15 protein-coding genes are annotated in these 15,568 nt (G+C 33.3%); 6 read left to right on the top strand and 9 right to left on the bottom strand.

All coding sequences use genetic code 11. The annotated features are described in order from the left end of the window. Window positions 1-4 precede the first annotated feature (4 nt). The 4 genes from MHM83_RS14140 to MHM83_RS14125 are packed head-to-tail and all read left to right on the top strand — an operon-like array spanning window position 5 to window position 1,463. Window positions 5-355, top strand: coding sequence for a carboxypeptidase-like regulatory domain-containing protein (locus MHM83_RS14140; RefSeq protein ID WP_239180458.1), 351 nt, complete (start codon window positions 5-7; stop codon window positions 353-355). Window position 356: 1 nt separating this feature from the next. Next, a complete protein-coding gene (locus tag MHM83_RS14135) occupies window positions 357-704 on the top strand; it encodes a hypothetical protein (protein ID WP_239180456.1) in 348 nt (115 codons plus the stop codon). A 1-nt stretch (window position 705) separates the two neighbouring features. After that, window positions 706-1,089, top strand: coding sequence for a hypothetical protein (locus tag MHM83_RS14130; RefSeq protein WP_159491424.1), 384 nt, complete (start codon window positions 706-708; stop codon window positions 1,087-1,089). 29 nt (window positions 1,090-1,118) lie between these two features. Then, the gene (locus MHM83_RS14125) at window positions 1,119-1,463 is read left to right on the top strand and encodes a hypothetical protein (RefSeq protein WP_239180454.1); all 345 of its coding nucleotides are present in this window, start codon (window positions 1,119-1,121) and stop codon (window positions 1,461-1,463) included. A 967-nt stretch (window positions 1,464-2,430) separates the two neighbouring features. Here MHM83_RS14125 and MHM83_RS14120 read toward each other — a convergent pair. Both MHM83_RS14120 and MHM83_RS14115 read right to left on the bottom strand, forming a co-directional pair. Continuing rightward, window positions 2,431-3,132, bottom strand: a complete 702-nt coding sequence (locus MHM83_RS14120) for a DNA-binding domain-containing protein (RefSeq protein ID WP_239180452.1) — start codon at window positions 3,130-3,132, stop codon at window positions 2,431-2,433. A gap of 369 nt (window positions 3,133-3,501) precedes the next feature. Next, window positions 3,502-4,491, bottom strand: coding sequence for a hypothetical protein (locus MHM83_RS14115; protein WP_239180450.1), 990 nt, complete (start codon window positions 4,489-4,491; stop codon window positions 3,502-3,504). 317 nt (window positions 4,492-4,808) lie between these two features. Here MHM83_RS14115 and MHM83_RS14110 point away from each other — a divergent pair, with 317 nt between their 5' ends. Both MHM83_RS14110 and MHM83_RS14105 read left to right on the top strand, forming a co-directional pair. Continuing rightward, window positions 4,809-6,824 carry a hypothetical protein gene (locus tag MHM83_RS14110; protein WP_239180448.1) on the top strand — a complete coding sequence of 672 codons (2,016 nt, stop codon included), beginning with the start codon at window positions 4,809-4,811 and terminating at the stop codon, window positions 6,822-6,824. A 351-nt stretch (window positions 6,825-7,175) separates the two neighbouring features. Continuing rightward, window positions 7,176-7,514, top strand: coding sequence for a hypothetical protein (locus tag MHM83_RS14105; protein ID WP_239180446.1), 339 nt, complete (start codon window positions 7,176-7,178; stop codon window positions 7,512-7,514). A 236-nt stretch (window positions 7,515-7,750) separates the two neighbouring features. Here MHM83_RS14105 and argH read toward each other — a convergent pair whose 3' ends face one another. From argH to argC, 7 genes are all read right to left on the bottom strand, one after another. Beyond that, entirely contained in the window at window positions 7,751-9,022 is a 1,272-nt protein-coding gene (gene argH, locus MHM83_RS14100) for an argininosuccinate lyase (RefSeq protein WP_239180444.1), read from the bottom strand. A 396-nt stretch (window positions 9,023-9,418) separates the two neighbouring features. After that, on the bottom strand, window positions 9,419-10,477 hold the full coding sequence (locus MHM83_RS14095; RefSeq protein WP_239180442.1) for a M20 family metallo-hydrolase: 1,059 nt from the start codon (window positions 10,475-10,477) through the stop codon (window positions 9,419-9,421). Beyond that, complete coding sequence (argB, locus tag MHM83_RS14090) at window positions 10,474-11,253, bottom strand: acetylglutamate kinase (protein ID WP_239180440.1); 780 nt, start codon at window positions 11,251-11,253, stop codon at window positions 10,474-10,476. The genes MHM83_RS14095 and argB overlap by 4 nt, the downstream gene beginning before the upstream one ends. A 317-nt stretch (window positions 11,254-11,570) precedes the next feature. Then, window positions 11,571-12,509 carry an acetylornithine carbamoyltransferase gene (locus MHM83_RS14085; RefSeq protein ID WP_239180438.1) on the bottom strand — a complete coding sequence of 313 codons (939 nt, stop codon included), beginning with the start codon at window positions 12,507-12,509 and terminating at the stop codon, window positions 11,571-11,573. Further along, a complete protein-coding gene (locus MHM83_RS14080; RefSeq protein ID WP_239180436.1) occupies window positions 12,506-13,633 on the bottom strand; it encodes an aspartate aminotransferase family protein in 1,128 nt (375 codons plus the stop codon). The genes MHM83_RS14085 and MHM83_RS14080 overlap by 4 nt, the downstream gene beginning before the upstream one ends. After that, entirely contained in the window at window positions 13,633-14,430 is a 798-nt protein-coding gene (gene proC, locus MHM83_RS14075) for a pyrroline-5-carboxylate reductase (RefSeq protein ID WP_239180434.1), read from the bottom strand. Before proC ends, MHM83_RS14080 begins: the two co-directional genes overlap by 1 nt. Window positions 14,431-14,521: 91 nt before the next feature. After that, entirely contained in the window at window positions 14,522-15,499 is a 978-nt protein-coding gene (gene argC, locus MHM83_RS14070; RefSeq protein ID WP_239180432.1) for an N-acetyl-gamma-glutamyl-phosphate reductase, read from the bottom strand. Window positions 15,500-15,568 lie beyond the last annotated feature (69 nt).

The raw sequence follows: 15,568 nt of genomic DNA, 5'->3' as shown, positions 1-15,568 counted from the left end.
TAGGATGAGAAACTTAATATATATAGTATTAGCAATATCTTTATTATGTTTTGCATGTTCTAATGAGACTAATAAGACTAATAAGTATAAAGGGTATGTGTTTTATAATAATAAGCCTTTAATAAATGTGACCGTTATTGAAGATGGAGTAACAGAAAATTTTACGAAAACGAATGAAGACGGGTATTTTATTTTAGAAAGAGCATCAAAAAAAGTAACTAGAGATTTAGTTTTTAAAAAAGAAGGATACTTTACAGATACATTGAGGATATTAAGAGGAAAAACGGGAGGCAAAATTTATTTTCTTTTTTTACGTGAACAATCAGATACTTTATTTATGAAGAGGAAAGAATAAAATGAGAAAGCAAGTATTATTAGTTGTATTAATTACATTGTTTACTTCTTGTACAGAAGGGACAAAAGAGTATTTTGAGGGGTATGTTTATTATAAAGAGAAACCCCTCAAAGGTGTAGTAATAACTGAGGGACACTCTGAACCTAATAACGTGTTTTCAACAACAGATAGTTTAGGGTATTTTAAATTAAAGCGATTTTCACAAACTTATGTAGATAAACTAATATTTAGTAAAAAAGGATTTAAAACAGATACCGTTTTCTTATCAAGAGGTAGACATTCACCTCCATTTTATCGTTTGTTTTTACGTGAACAATCAGACACTTTATTTATGAAGAGGAAAGAATAAAATGAAAAAAGTAGCATTCATATTTATAATAGTAACATTAACAAGCTGTTTTGTAAAAAGAGTTAGTAGACCTCCTATCATGGGTTATATATATAACTCTGAAACATTACAAAGAATAGATAGTGTTGATGTAGTAACTTGGGATTCAGTAAAAAAAGATTATTCTACTGAAACCAGTAGTGATGTAAACGGGAGTTTCTTTTTAAAAATGAAAACTTACTACGATAAAATGGCCATAGGAGGTGAAGCTCCTATGGGCTTTTTTAAGTTTAGTTTAATAAAAAAAGGATATGAAAAAAGAAGTATTGAGAGAAGAGGTAGGTATGGTTTTACAAAAGACACTATAAGATTCGACTCAATCTTCCTAAAACCACTTGAAAAGTAAGCGTATTCTAGATACGCTGTGCAGCTAAAATGAAAAAGTTATTTTTATCTATTCTCTTGTTGTCTTTACTTTCTTGTAAGAAAAAGATAGACTATTACCACGGTTATATTTATAGTAAAGAGAAAAAGCCTTTAAGAAACTTAAAAGTAGTAGAAGATGACAACCTTAAAACTTTTAGTTTAACAGATGAAAAGGGATACTTTAATATACCAGAGTTAAATAGTTTTGGAGGTAATTTAGTTGTATATACCGAAAATAATAAGGTGATTGATACCATACATACCATATTCTCAAATCGTGGAGAAAAATTGAATTATCGTTTTATTAATGGAAGAAACGATACTCTTTTTATAGATATGAGTAGGTTTAAATAGTTGTAAAAATCTTATTCAAGGATGCTACCGTATCTTTTTATCGTCATTACGAGGAGGATACGACGAAGTAATCTGTTTATTTAGAACTCAAAACTTAGAGATTGCTTCGTTTTAGCCTGTCTTGAGCAACAGCCGAAAGGCTCGTAATGACGTTAACAAACAGTAAACCGTCATTCCGAACGATAGAGAGGAATCTCACTCAGAAGTGTTACCCTTATTCTTTTATTGTACGTCTTAATTTTTGTTTCTTGTTATCAAGAAAAAGAATATAAAACTTCTTTTTGTCTTCATTACGAGGAAGATATGACGAAGTAATCTGCTTATTTAGAACTCAAAACTTAGAGATTACTTCGCTTTAGCCTGTCTTGAGCCTTTCGACTTCGCTCAAGATAAACTTAAATCGAAAGGCTCGCAATGACGTTAACAAATAGCAAACCGTCATTCCGAACGATAGTGAGAAACCGTAAGGTTCAGCGTAGCTAAATCTCACTCAAAAGAGTTGCACTTATTCTTTTATTGTAATCACTGTCAGTTCGAGTGATTTTTATTGAGTGATAACGAAGTAAAAATAGTATCGAGAACTATTAGAAAACTTCTCGATACAAAATTATTTTTATTTCATTTCAATAATTTTACTCGAAGTGACACTAGATAATAAAAAGAATATAGAACAAAGACCTATAAACAAGTCTTTACTCTAACAGCAAAGCGGTCCATTCTCTTAGCTCTAAAATAACCGTCATAACGAAGAACGATACAACACCGTATAAAACATTGAGAATTTTGTTAGTTATACTAGTTAACACCTAATACCCATTAAAAACCATAGCAAATAAGAAATATAAAAAAAGTACGAGCATATAGCTCGTACTTTTTACGTTATTAGATTTTGTATTAACCTTCATACACTACTGTATGAAGTCACCCGACACTACTGTATGGTGTCACTCGACACTACTGTATAGTGTTACGATACAGTAAGAGTATATGTAGACTCAGCTATCATAATATCCTTTAAAAATCGATCAGAACTAGAAGTAGCCTGCGTTTTAATTCTAACACGGTAATTACCCGCAGCAAGGGCAGGAGCTTGACCAATAATCTTCTTATAGCTGTTTTGTGCCAAATAAGATACCTTAGTTTCGGTACCATCCTCGGCAACAAAATACAAACCAACCTCAGGTAAGTCACCAGCAACCTTTAAACGCAAACCATTCAGCTCAAATAATCCGTTGGCAGATAAGGTGGTATTCGTAGTTGCTGTGGTAATATCTTTTAAATTATTAATAACTGTGTTGGTAATAGGAGCAGTTACTTTTTGTAGCGGAATATCGTCTTTAATTTCGTTGATTAACTTTCCGCTGTTGAGGTTTACGTGTAGTTTATGAGTTTCAGGATTAAAACCATCTTCCTCAGTATCAAAAACCCCAGAAATAGAGTAGCCAATATTTAGTAAGGGTAGGTTAATATTATCACCGTCTTCTATCGACTCGATAATTTCTTCATAGTAAGAATTAAGCACCGCCACAATATCGGTTTTACTTACTAGGTTACGTTTACTCAACATTTTATCAATCAACTCGTCTTGATTAATAGTACGCTCTGTTAATACGCGTGCTGAGTAGTTGGTTTCATCGGTTAACTTGTTTTCAATTAAATAGTACTTCATCATATTGATTTTTAAAATTACATACTTTTCCTTTTGAATCCTTTTTGGGGTAGTAACAGTTGGGGTATTGGAGCAATAACCAATACATGCCAAAACATTTACTAACCTTGGTGTTATTCATCACCAAACAGTCAGGTACAAGTGTACCTTAATAGCATTAGCTTCGTAAAGATGTTGTAAAATTGAATGTGATTGAATAGTAATAAGAGATAGCAATTTACTTTTTACAAACAATTTTTATAGCTGACACTAAAATAGTTTTTTTTCGTTTTAACCCTCTGACTTTATGAGTTTTTTAACGTTTTAGGAAGTGTAGGGGAGGTATGGGAATAGAAAACGCGGATGTGAAATCCGCGTTTTATAATATTACTATTCTTCAAGTTTAACTTTTTCTACGATTGAGAAACCTTTAGTTTTTGTAAACTTCATGTTATGGACGAAGTTTAGCATGCTATCTGAAGGGTCAATTGTTTCTAAATTTAAACTTTCAATTGTTTGAGGAGGAAAAATGACAGACAGAATAGGTTGTTCTTCTAAGTGACCTGTTTTAGTATTTACAATTTCACTCATCGCATTTACTCTAGCATAATCAATAGGTAAATACGCAAACACTTCTCTAGCAACACGCATTGATGCACTACATATATGATCTTGATACAATTCATTAAACTTTGACTTTGGCATATTTTTTTTAGAAAGCTTTCCTGTTGAGGTTTGTCTTAATTCATAATCAGGTATAACGTTAAGACTATTAACATGTAAATCAATATCAATGTGATTTTCGTTGAAAGCAAAACTGATTTTTGTACCTAATTCTCCAATATCAGAAAAAGGGTCAAAATAATGAAGAGCTTTTTTATAAGAGGAAGTTTCTCTTTTTTTTATACCAGAACTAATATCTTGGAGTTCATTCCAATTATTTAGTTCATTTAAGTAGTTTTTATAAACAATATCAAACTCTTTTTTATCTTTTTGTTTAGCTTGTTCTAATTGATTAGATAACCTTTTTATTTTCTTTTGAGTAGAGCCAAATATTTTGTCAAAAAAAGAAGGTTTAAAGTTTTCTAACCTCTTCTTAGCAAGAGCTTCATTTCTTGTTTGTAAATTTGGTTCTATTGGTTTTTCAGTCTTTTCTATTTCTAGCCAGTCAATAGGTTCTGTGCAGTTTTTATGAACAGACTGTATGGTTTCAACATAATTTTTCCAATCTAAAACAGCTTGTTTAGCATTTTTTATTTCTTGTTGTTTCTGTTGTTCTTTAAACCTTTTGGCAGCTTCACGAGCTTGTCTTTGTTGTTCTCTTTCTATTCTTCTAACTGAAGCGCCATATGAACGTATAGCTCCTTTTAAAGTAGTCATTTTAGTTTTTTTAAGTTAGTATAACACAGAATAATCATATCATAATGATTATTTTTATCAGTAAAATTACAATACATACCCTGTTGATTCTTACGGTTTTCCGCAACCTAAATTGCAGATATCCGCAAAACATACATTATTACATATATAATTACCATTTAATAACACAATAGTTGTTATTACTAATGATATTTTACTACTTTTAAATTGTTAATATGCAGTTATGTAGAGTTTTAACTAGTGTTTTGCTGCTGGTTTTAAAGATTGTTGTAGCTGTATGTGTACAAAAAAATAACTAACCAAACTAACTAAAAATTATGAAAACCCTATGCACTTGCTTAGCACTCTTTTTTTATGTGCTATGCATTAACGGACAAACACAAACTATTAACTGTGAATTTGAAATTAAAAAGCTTAACAAAGCTTATGAGAATCATTTAGACTTTATAAAAGATAATAAAGAAGAAACTAGTCTAGTAAAAAAGGTTATAAATGAACAAACAGTAGAAGAACTTAATAAATTAATTGAAGAAAGAAGAAAATATCAAAAAGCACTACATAAAATTTATAATAAGTTTACAAGTTTTAAAGATGTGTGTACCAGTATTCCTATAGATTCTATTAAGGAATGGTTTCCTCATAAAAAACCTCTTAAGTTAGAAGAGGTTAAAGAAATAGAGAAAAAGAAGGAAAAGGAGGAAAAGAAGGAGGAAAAAAAGAAAGATTGTGAATCTGAAATAAAAAAGTTAATTAAAACATTTGAAGATTATGAGAAAGCTAAAGAAGCAAAAGAAAAGGAGATAAACGAAGTTAAAAAAGTAATAACTAGTGAAACTTTTACAAAGTTAGGTGTCTTAAAAGAAGAGAGAAATAATATTATAAATTCGTTAGGAGAAACGTACTCTAAACTTGAAGCGTATAAAATAGATTGCCCTTCAGTGACTTTAGAAAATATAAAAGAATGGTACAAAGAAGAAAAACCTTCTGTATTAGCAATTCTTTTTAAAGGAGAAGAAAATGAACCCGTAACCTACAGCTATTTTAACGAGAATGTAATTATAAGCGAAGATATAAACGGAAAGGATACAAAACAGAAAAAGATATTTAATCAGGTATTAAAGCAAGTAAATCAAGAAACTTACCTAGGGGATATTACGATACCTAAAGATGGACAGGAGTTTTGTTTTTATAATAATAAATTTGAACGTCAAGATGAGGAAAAATATACGTATAAATTTAAAAAGATAGATATAGAAGTGCGTGATGGTAGTTTTGCTGATATACAGGTATTGGTAGAATATAAGGGAAGTTTGTTATTATTTGAAAATTATAAAGGTGTGAGTTTTCTAAGGTATAGTCATTGGGCAAGAAAAAACTACCTTTTTTATTCACAAAAACAACCAACAACCAATGTTGATGAAGCAGAATTTAAAGACCTTCGCATTCGTTTAAGTGATGTACTGATGTATAAGTACAAAATAGGAAATAACTACATACCATACGATTTAACATTAGAACTGCCTAAAGAAGATATTGATGGAAATGAAACCAATTTAACTACAGCGGCAACCTATCAAATAAAACAAGATACTTACTTAGATAAAATAGTAGAACTACGCGCTTATACCGACTTTTTAGCACTCTTTGGAGAGTCTGATAATGGTTTAGTGCAACTAGAAGGAAATGCAAAGTTTTATATGCTTCCTTTTTCAAGGAGCATTAGCAACTTTCCTATTTTCTCTAGGTATATATCTTCTATCCAATTTGAGTATTTTAAATCGATTACCCCATACGTACACTACGCTAAGTTTGAAGAAGATAAAGGGTTAGTTGCTGCAACAGGTGGTGTAATAGGAAATACATTAGATTTGGTAGAAAAACGCTTTTTAACTGTTGGTGGTGAGATGAATTTATTTGAGATATATCAAAAGAGTTATCCTATGAGAATAGGTTTGTTTGCTGCAGCTGATTATAATCTTACAAGAGTTCAAAATGATACCCAAGGAGTAGAGAATATAAAAGCAGTTAGTTATGGATGGGGGGTTAATATGTCGTCAAAACGATTTAACAACTTCGGATTCAATTACAAACTGGGGTTTCACTGGTTTGATTATAAAAACTATAACGGCTCTAGCACTATAGATTTAGACTTTAAAGTGCCCGTAGTAAAAAATCAAGCAGAGGTGTTTTATCACCCTAACAAGAATCCTAATCAAGCTATTTTTGCAAGATTAGTAACTTATAATTATAAAGGAAATACTAATGATGAGGCTTTTTACCAGTTTCAATTCGGGTATAAGTTCTCCATAGGCTCAAGAACAGTAAAGAAATAAAACATAAAAAGAGGTTATTTGTTAAGAATAACCTCTTTTTATATAACAGTTTTATGAGTTCTATTAAAATCTAACAAAATTCTAATTTCATCGTGTCACTCGAACCTGTGGGAGAGGTCTTAAGGTTATGAGTTACTTCTTGTAATAAGGTTCCTCCTCGTGCCTCGTTCGGAATGACAGATAACTTAGAACAAAGAAACAAGACCGCTTCGCTGTTAGAGTATAGATTTATAAGCGTCATTTCGACCAGCGGGAGAAACCGTAAGGTTCAGCGTAGCTAAATCTTTATACTCTGAACTCTCAACAAACAGATTACTTCGTCGTATCCTCCTCGTAATGACACTCTGTTTTATGACCTACAAGAAAATCTTTGAAAATCAAGACAGCAGCGATGGATGTAAGATAAAAAGCTGTTTGAGTGATAGCGAGTTCTTTTTATCAGTGGAAGATGTCGTAGTATTTTCTCACGATTTTATTGTAAGTCTTGATTTTTGTTTCTTTTTATCAAGAAAAAGAATACCAATAATAATCTTAAGCATGTTTGTTGCTCCTTTTAATAAGATTCCTCCTCGTACCTCGTTCGGAATGACAGATAACTTAGAACCAAGACAAAAGACCGCTTCGCTGTTAGAATATAGATTTATAAGCGTCATTTCGACCAACGGGAGAAATCTTATAATTGTATGTTAGGAACTGTTAAGAATGTTCTAGACTTAAATTAAGCAGATTCCTCTCTATCGTTCGGAATGACAGTATACTTTTGTATAAGCTAACGTCATTGCGAGCCTTTTGACTGTCGCTCAAGACAGGCTAAAACGAAGCAATCTCTAAGTTTTGAGTTCTTAACAAACAGATTACTTCGTCACTCATTTCGACTTCGCTCAATGACCTCCTCGTAATGACGATTTACCACTAACCACTAACCACTAACCAAGCTTCTCACGTATTTTATCCAAACACAAATTATCAATACTACCCACATGTGTATGTTTTTTAGAAGTATCGGGTGTATATGTACCATTGACAACTTCGCCACCAATTTTTTGATAAGCTTCTCTAAAACTCATACCGTTTTCTACCAAGGTATTCATATTGTCTACTGTAAATAGATATTTGTATTTCTCATCCTGTAAGTCAATATCTTTTACAATAACTTGCTGAATAGCATAGTCAAAAATATCTAACACATCTTTTAACTCTTCAAAAGTATTGATGATATTTTCTTTTAATAACTGATAATCTCTATGATATCCACTAGGTAAATTGTTGGTGATTAACAAGGTTTCAGTGTACAACGCTTGAATCTTATTACACTTTCCTCTAATGAGTTCAAACACATCAGGATTCTTTTTATGCGGCATAATGCTACTACCTGTAGTCAATTCATCTGGGAAAGAGATAAAATCAAAATTCTGACTCATATACAGGCAGATATCCATCGCAAAACGAGCTAGTGTATTACTCACACTACCCAACGCCATGGTAAGGGTACGTTCACTTTTTCCTCTACTCATTTGTGCTGCCACCACATTGTGTTTTAAGGTTTCAAAACCTAGTTCTTTAGTGGTGAATTCTCTATCAATAGGGAACGAACTACCATATCCAGCTGCAGAGCCTAAGGGGTTTTGATCTACCGTTTTTAGTGCTGCATTAACCATGTACAAATCGTCAATTAGTAATTCAGCATACGCAGAAAACCATAATCCGAAAGAAGAAGGCATTGCCACTTGTAAGTGGGTGTAGCCTGGTAATAACTTGGTTTTATGTTCTTCTGCTAACTGTAATAATGTATTGAATAGTGTTTTTGTTTTATCAGAAATCAACTGTAAATTGTCTTTATAATACAATTGTAACGCTACTAAAACCTGATCGTTTCTTGAACGTGCGGTATGAATTTTTTTACCAACTTCACCGCACATGTTGGTTAATTCAAACTCAATTTTAGAATGTACATCTTCAAACTGAGGATCAATAACAAAAGTACCTTCTGCCACTTGTTGTTGTAGCGTAGTAATTCCAGCAGTTACTTGTGCTAATTCTTCCGAAGTAATAATACCGATGGAAGCCAGCATTTTTGCATGTGCTAATGATGCTTGCAAGTCGTACGGTGCAATGTGTATGTCTATTTCTCTATCGTTTCCAACAGTGAAATGTTCTATTTTTTTATCTATGGATAATCCTTTGTCCCAAAGTTTCATGTTTTTAAGTTTTTTAATTAGTACTGAGTATTGAGAAGTTAGTATTGAGTGTTAAACACTATAACTAACAAAATTCTCATTGTTTGTTTGTCACCTCGAACGTATGTGAGAGGTCTCAAACTTATGAGTTACTCTTTTTAATGAGATTCCTCCCTCTGGTCGGAATGACGATTTGCTTTAGAAAAAGAGGTCTTGTATCTCTTTTCTATGTTTTTTATTTGTTATTTATAATGTCACTTCGAGTAAAGTTATTGAAATGAAATAAAAATAACTTTGTATCGAGAAGTACTCGAATGGTTCTCGATACAATTCTTACTTCGTTATCACTCAATAAAAATCACTCGAACTGACATATAAAAAGGCATCTAGTTTCTTGCCTCATTATTCTATTTTTTTCTATAATACGTTCTCTAATAGCTTAACATACAACTCAATTCCTTCCTCAATTTCTTGAAGATAAATAAATTCATCAGCAGTATGTGAACGAGTGCTGTCTCCAGGTCCTAATTTTAATGACGGACAGCTCAACACTGCTTGGTCAGATAGGGTAGGAGAACCATAGGTTTTTCTTCCTAAAGTAATACCTGCTTGTACCAAAGGGTGTTCTTTTGGTATTGATGATGAATTCAAATTCAAACTTCTTGGTTGTATGTTACAAGGCGCATTTTGCTGTAAATAGTCGCTAACTTCTTGATTGGTGTATTTATCGTTTACACGAACATCGACCACTAATTTTACTTCGGAAGGAACAGCGTTGTGTTGTTTTCCTGCATTGATTTGTGTTACCGTGAGTTTTACGTCTCCCAAGATTTCAGAAGTTTTTTCAAACTCAATATTTTTAAACCACTGCAATACTTCAATGGTGTTGTAAATAGCATTATCATGGTTCGGATGTGCTGCATGACTAGGGGTTCCGCTTACCTCAGCGTCAAAAACGACTAGACCTTTTTCAGCAATAGCTAAATTCATTAAAGTAGGTTCTCCTACGATGGCTACATCAATGTTAGGTAAGGTTTTTAGTAATCCGTTTAAACCGTTAGGACCGCTGCTTTCTTCTTCGGCAGTTCCTGCAAATACCAAATTATACGCTAAGTTTTCTTTTTGATAGAAATAGGTATAGGTTGCTAGTAATGATACCAAACAGCCTCCCGCATCGTTACTTCCCAAACCATAGAGTTTTCCTTCTTCCACAATCGCTTTAAAAGGATCTTTGGTATAGCCGTTATTAGGTTTTACGGTATCGTGGTGCGAGTTGAGTAATAACGTAGGTTTGTTAGCATCAAAATGTTTGTTTACCGACCACACATTGTTCTGAGTTCTAGTGTATGGAATATCAAACTCTTTAAACCAGTTTTCTAGCAGTAGGGCAGTAGCATCTTCTTCCGAAGAAAAAGAAGGCGTTTCTATTAGGTTTTTTAACAGACTGATGGCTTTTGTGGTAAGTCTTTGTATCATGATAGTTGTAATGAGGTGTGTTTGTTTTTTGAGTTAAATAGCATAGTTGTATTGCCTATGTGTACTTTTTGAACATTGTTTTTTAGGGCATGAAAGCAATTGTCTAACTTAGGAAGCATTCCTTCAAAAATGACTCCATCAGTTTTTAATTGCGCGTAGGATTCTAAGGTGATTTGTTCGATAATAGAGTTGTCATCAGTTACATCACTTAGCACTCCTGATTTTTCAAAACAGTAATATAGTTCTGTACTAAAATGAGCAGAGAGACCTATAGCAATTTCTGAAGCTATGGTGTCTGCATTTGTGTTCAATAACCGTCCGTTAGCATCGTGCGTAATCGCACAAAACACAGGCGTTACTTCGTTATTAATTAATATGGTTAGTACTTGCGGATTTACGGTAACAACGTCGCCTGCAAATCCGTAATCTATAGGTTCAGCAGGACGTTTGGTTGATACAATAGTATTTCCATCCGCTCCTGTAAAACCTATAGCGTTGGCGTTATGCGCTTGTAACTGCGCAACAATTTGCTTGTTGATTTTACCTGCATATACCATAGTAATCAAATCTAAAGTTTGCGTATCGGTTACACGTCTGCCATCAATCATCGTCACAGGAATATTCAACTGTTTAGCCAATTCAGAAGCTAGTTTACCTCCACCATGAACTAATACTTTCGGACCTTTTAGTTGAGCGAAATCAGCTAAGAAACTATGTAAGGCTTTCTCATCATTAATGATGTTTCCACCTATTTTTACAATCTTTATAGTTTTCATTTTTAGTTTTAAGTTTAATTTATTGTTCATTTTTTCTTGATAAAAAACGAACCAAAAAATCAAGTCAGTAAAGAGAAAATTGCTACGCACCACTCATTTTCAAAGCTTCATGCTTAAAGCTACGCTTAGCACTTCCGCTTTTTCATTCATTATTTTTTTTACAGACAGTTTTCATATTTTAATTCTCTTTTCATTAAATGTCACGTCGAGTTATTTTTCGTACTGAAAGGAAGAAAAATTGTATAGAGACGTTTTCAAGTAATTCTCGATACATCTCCCTGCGGTCGACACTCGAACTGACAAGTCAAAATTTAAATTCAACTTAAATGAGTTAAAATCTCTTTTAATACTATCTGTGCTGCAAAAGTTCTGTTATTGGCTTGTTCAATCACAAGAGAATTCTCACCATCTAAAACCGCATCTTCCGCTACCACATTTCTTCTGATAGGTAAGCAGTGCATAAATTTAGCAGCGCCTATTTTTTCCTGAGTAATCATCCAGTTAGGATCTTCGTTTAATACTTCACCATATTCATTAAAAGAACTCCAGTTTTTAGCATAGATAAAGTCGGCATTTTCAAAAGCTTTCTCTTGATCGTATTCGATAGGAAACTCTTGAGTAATTTCTGGATCTAGCTCATAACCTTCGGGATGCGTTATAACAAATTCTACCTCCATGTTGTGCATGAGGTGTACAAAAGCATTAGCAACTGAGTGTGGTAATGCTTTGGGGTGTGGAGCCCAAGACAACACAACTTTAGGTTTGTCCACTTTTTTAGTTTCCGTAATAGTAATTGCATCTGCCAAGGCTTGCAACGGATGATCAGTAGCGCTTTCCATATTGATAACAGGCACCGTAGCGTATTTTATAAAACTGTTGAGTACAATTTCAGAGGTATCTTTTTCTTTGTCTTTCAACGTCGGAAAAGCTCTTACCGCAATCATATCAGCATATTGAGAAATTACCATGGCAGCCTCTTTAATATGTTCTGAAGTATTTAAATTCATCACAGTACCGTCTTCAAATTCCATATTCCAAGCATTAGTAATGTTTAATACGCTTACCTCCATACCTAAGTTTTTAGCCGCTTTTTCGGTGCTTAACCTTGTACGTAAACTAGCATTGAAAAAAATCATGACTAAGGTTTTGTATTTTCCTAAATCAGTAAACTGATAGGGATTTTCTTTTAATTGAATGGCCTTTTGAATAGTTTCTGAAAGGTTTTCAATATCGTTTAGGCTGGTGTATTTTTTCATGACAGTTCCTTTTTTAAAGCTTCAAAAAACACATCGATATGTTGCTTTTGAATGGTTAGTGGCGGAAGAATTCTTAATAAATTTGGATTCTTAGCACTCCCTGTAAAAATGTGATGTTTGAATATTAGGTTCTTTCTTAGCTCAGCAATAGGAAAATCGAATTCCAACCCTAACATTAAGCCTCTTCCTTTTACAGTTGTTATCTGTGGAATAGAAGCTGCTTGTTCTGTAAAATACTTAGCAATTTGTTGTGCATTTTCCATCAATTGCTCTTTTTTAATGGTTTCAATAACTGCTAAGGAAGCAGTACAGGCTAAGTGATTACCGCCAAAGGTAGTTCCTAACAAACCATATGAAGCTTGAATACTTGGGTGGATTAAGATTCCGCCAACAGGAAATCCGTTTCCCATTCCTTTTGCCATAGAAATAATATGCGGAGTAATGCCGTGTTTTTGAAAAGCAAAGAAATCACCCGTTCTACCAAAACCACACTGAATTTCATCAGCAATTAATAGCGTGTTGTATTGCTTGCATAGTTTTTCTAACCCTTGGTAAAAAGTAGTTGATGCTTCGTCTAATCCACCAATACCTTGAATGGTTTCAATAATAATGGCACAAACATCATTGTTCTTTAAAGCCTTTTCAACACCTTCCAAGTCTTCAAATTCTAAGAAAATTACTTCTTGCTGTGCATTGATAGGAGCCACAATTTTTGGATTATCTGTAGCGGCTACCGCCGCAGAAGTTCGTCCGTGAAACGAATTCTTAAAGGCAATTACTTTTTGTTTACCAGTATGAAAAGAGGCTAGTTTTAAAGCATTTTCATTGGCTTCAGCTCCCGAATTGCATAAGAATAGTTGATAATCGTTACAACCCGATATGTTTTCTAGTTGTGAAGCTAACTCAACTTGTAACGGATTCTGAATAGCGTTGCTATAAAAACCTAACTTACTTACTTGTTCGCTAATATTTTTTACATAGGTAGGGTGTGAATGCCCGATAGAAATTACGGCATGTCCGCCATATAAATCTAAATATTCTGTGCCTTTATCGTCGTATACATATACATCGTTGGCGGTTACTGGGGTTATATCAAATAGAGGATATACGTTAAATAAACTCATTAGTTTTCTTTTTTTATGGTGTTAATTTTGTTAAAAGAGGCTACCATTCCTTGTATTAATGCTGCACTTAATCCTTTGTGTTCCATTTCATTCAAACCTTCAATGGTACAGCCTTTTGGAGTGGTAACTTTATCGATTTCTTCTTCAGGATGATTTCCTGTAGCTATAAGTAAGTTCGCAGCACCTTCACTGGTATGCATCGCAAGTTCTTGTGCTTCTTTTGCATCGAAACCTAACTGAATAGCAGCTTGCGTAGTTGCCCGTATTAAGCGCATCCAAAAAGCAATTCCACTAGCACATATTACGGTAGCTGCTTGCATTTGATCTTCAGGAATAATCATTGAAGTTCCTAGTTGATTAAAAATAGTTGTAGCTATTTCTAAACCTTCCTTCTTTTGAGTATTACCACTAAGACAAGTCATCGATTTTCCAACGGCAATAGCAGTATTAGGCATGGCTCTGATAATAGTAGTATCTGAACCAATAAACGCTTCCATTTTTTCAATAGAAAAACCAGCAACTGTAGAAATTAACTTATGATTACTTGATAATAGAGGAGCAGTTTCTTTTAAAAGAGTTTCTAAATGTGTTGGTTGTACTGCAAAAATTAGCACATCAGATGCTATGATTGCTTCCTTGTTATTAGAACTAATGAGAACGTTAGACACTTCTTTAAATTCACTGAGCTCTTCAATATTTCTTTTGGTTAAGAAAAGTTGAGAAAACGAATTGTTTTGTATCAATCCTTTAGCGATTGATTTTCCTAAGTTACCTGTTCCTATAATTGCTATTTTCATTTGAGAAAGTTTAGTTTAGATAAAGTGTTTTGTATTATTCACTTCTTGTATTAAGACATTCATTTTGGTTTACTTAATCCCTCTGTGAGGGTTAAAAATAGTTGGCTTTTAATTGTAATCCTGTATTCTCTTGAAAACGAAACATTAGGTTCATATTCTGGACTGCTTGCCCAGAAGCTCCTTTTAATAAATTATCAATAATGCTTGTTATGAGGAGCTTATCTCCGTGTTTATGCAAATGAATTAAACACTTGTTGGTGTTTACTACCTGTTTTAAGTGTAATTCATTATCAGCTACGTGTGTAAAAAGAGCCTCTTTATAGTAGCCTGAATACAGTTGTTGTGCTTCTTCTAAACTTCCTTCAAAATCTGTGTATAACGTTGCGTGAATACCTCTGGAAAAATCTCCTCTGTTAGGAAGAAATAAAACCTCTGATTTAAAACTAGATTGAAGCGTATGCAAGGTCTGATTGATTTCTCCTAAATGCTGATGTGTAAAAGGTTTATAGTATGAAAAATTATTATCTCTCCATGTAAAATGAGTAGTTGCTGATAGTGAAGTTCCCGCACCAGTAGCACCAGTAACCGCATTAACATGCACATCATTCTGTAATAAACCAGTGTCAGCTAATGGAAGTAAACCTAATTGAATAGCCGTAGCAAAACACCCTGGGTTGGCAATATAAGAAGCATTTTGTATTGCCTCTTTTTGAAACTCTGGTAAACCATATACAAATTGCTTTCCTTGAAAAGTACTATCAGCTTCTAGTCTAAAATCATTTCCTAAATCAATAATCTTAGTATGATTTGAAAAGGTATGTGTTTCTAAAAACTTTTTAGAGTTTCCGTGTCCTAAACATAAAAACAGTACGTCTACAGAAGCATTGATTTTATTGGTGAATACTAAATCGGTACTCCCCACCAAATCCTGATGTACATTCGCTATTTTATTACCGGCATTAGAAGTGCTATACACAAAATTAATAGTCGCTTTTGGATGTTGTAATAAAAGTCTAATTAACTCTCCTGCTGTATAACCAGCACCTCCGATGATTCCTACTTGTATCATATTGTTTGTTGTTTTTTAATAGAATCAGTTCTCTTTCATTAGATCATCATGTCGTTATCACTCCTCATA

It is taken from the genome of Tenacibaculum sp. Mcav3-52, assembly GCF_022347665.1.
In the GTDB taxonomy this organism is placed as follows: domain Bacteria; phylum Bacteroidota; class Bacteroidia; order Flavobacteriales; family Flavobacteriaceae; genus Polaribacter; species Polaribacter mesophilus.
Note: the sequence above shows the minus strand (reverse complement) of the source record. Positions and strands in the feature narration are given on the sequence as shown.

Excerpts from the sequence above, each read along its gene's own strand:
- MHM83_RS14140 (WP_239180458.1), top strand. The coding sequence starts at position 5 with ATGAGAAACTTAATATATATAGTATTAGCAATATCTTTATTATGTTTT.
- MHM83_RS14135 (WP_239180456.1), top strand. The coding sequence starts at position 357 with ATGAGAAAGCAAGTATTATTAGTTGTATTAATTACATTGTTTACTTCT.
- MHM83_RS14130 (WP_159491424.1), top strand. The coding sequence starts at position 706 with ATGAAAAAAGTAGCATTCATATTTATAATAGTAACATTAACAAGCTGT.
- MHM83_RS14125 (WP_239180454.1), top strand. The coding sequence starts at position 1,119 with ATGAAAAAGTTATTTTTATCTATTCTCTTGTTGTCTTTACTTTCTTGT.
- MHM83_RS14120 (WP_239180452.1), bottom strand. The coding sequence starts at position 3,132 with ATGAAGTACTATTTAATTGAAAACAAGTTAACCGATGAAACCAACTAC.
- MHM83_RS14115 (WP_239180450.1), bottom strand. The coding sequence starts at position 4,491 with ATGACTACTTTAAAAGGAGCTATACGTTCATATGGCGCTTCAGTTAGA.
- MHM83_RS14110 (WP_239180448.1), top strand. The coding sequence starts at position 4,809 with ATGAAAACCCTATGCACTTGCTTAGCACTCTTTTTTTATGTGCTATGC.
- MHM83_RS14105 (WP_239180446.1), top strand. The coding sequence starts at position 7,176 with ATGACCTACAAGAAAATCTTTGAAAATCAAGACAGCAGCGATGGATGT.
- argH (WP_239180444.1), bottom strand. The coding sequence starts at position 9,022 with ATGAAACTTTGGGACAAAGGATTATCCATAGATAAAAAAATAGAACAT.
- MHM83_RS14095 (WP_239180442.1), bottom strand. The coding sequence starts at position 10,477 with ATGATACAAAGACTTACCACAAAAGCCATCAGTCTGTTAAAAAACCTA.
- argB (WP_239180440.1), bottom strand. The coding sequence starts at position 11,253 with ATGAAAACTATAAAGATTGTAAAAATAGGTGGAAACATCATTAATGAT.
- MHM83_RS14085 (WP_239180438.1), bottom strand. The coding sequence starts at position 12,509 with ATGAAAAAATACACCAGCCTAAACGATATTGAAAACCTTTCAGAAACT.
- MHM83_RS14080 (WP_239180436.1), bottom strand. The coding sequence starts at position 13,633 with ATGAGTTTATTTAACGTATATCCTCTATTTGATATAACCCCAGTAACC.
- proC (WP_239180434.1), bottom strand. The coding sequence starts at position 14,430 with ATGAAAATAGCAATTATAGGAACAGGTAACTTAGGAAAATCAATCGCT.
- argC (WP_239180432.1), bottom strand. The coding sequence starts at position 15,499 with ATGATACAAGTAGGAATCATCGGAGGTGCTGGTTATACAGCAGGAGAG.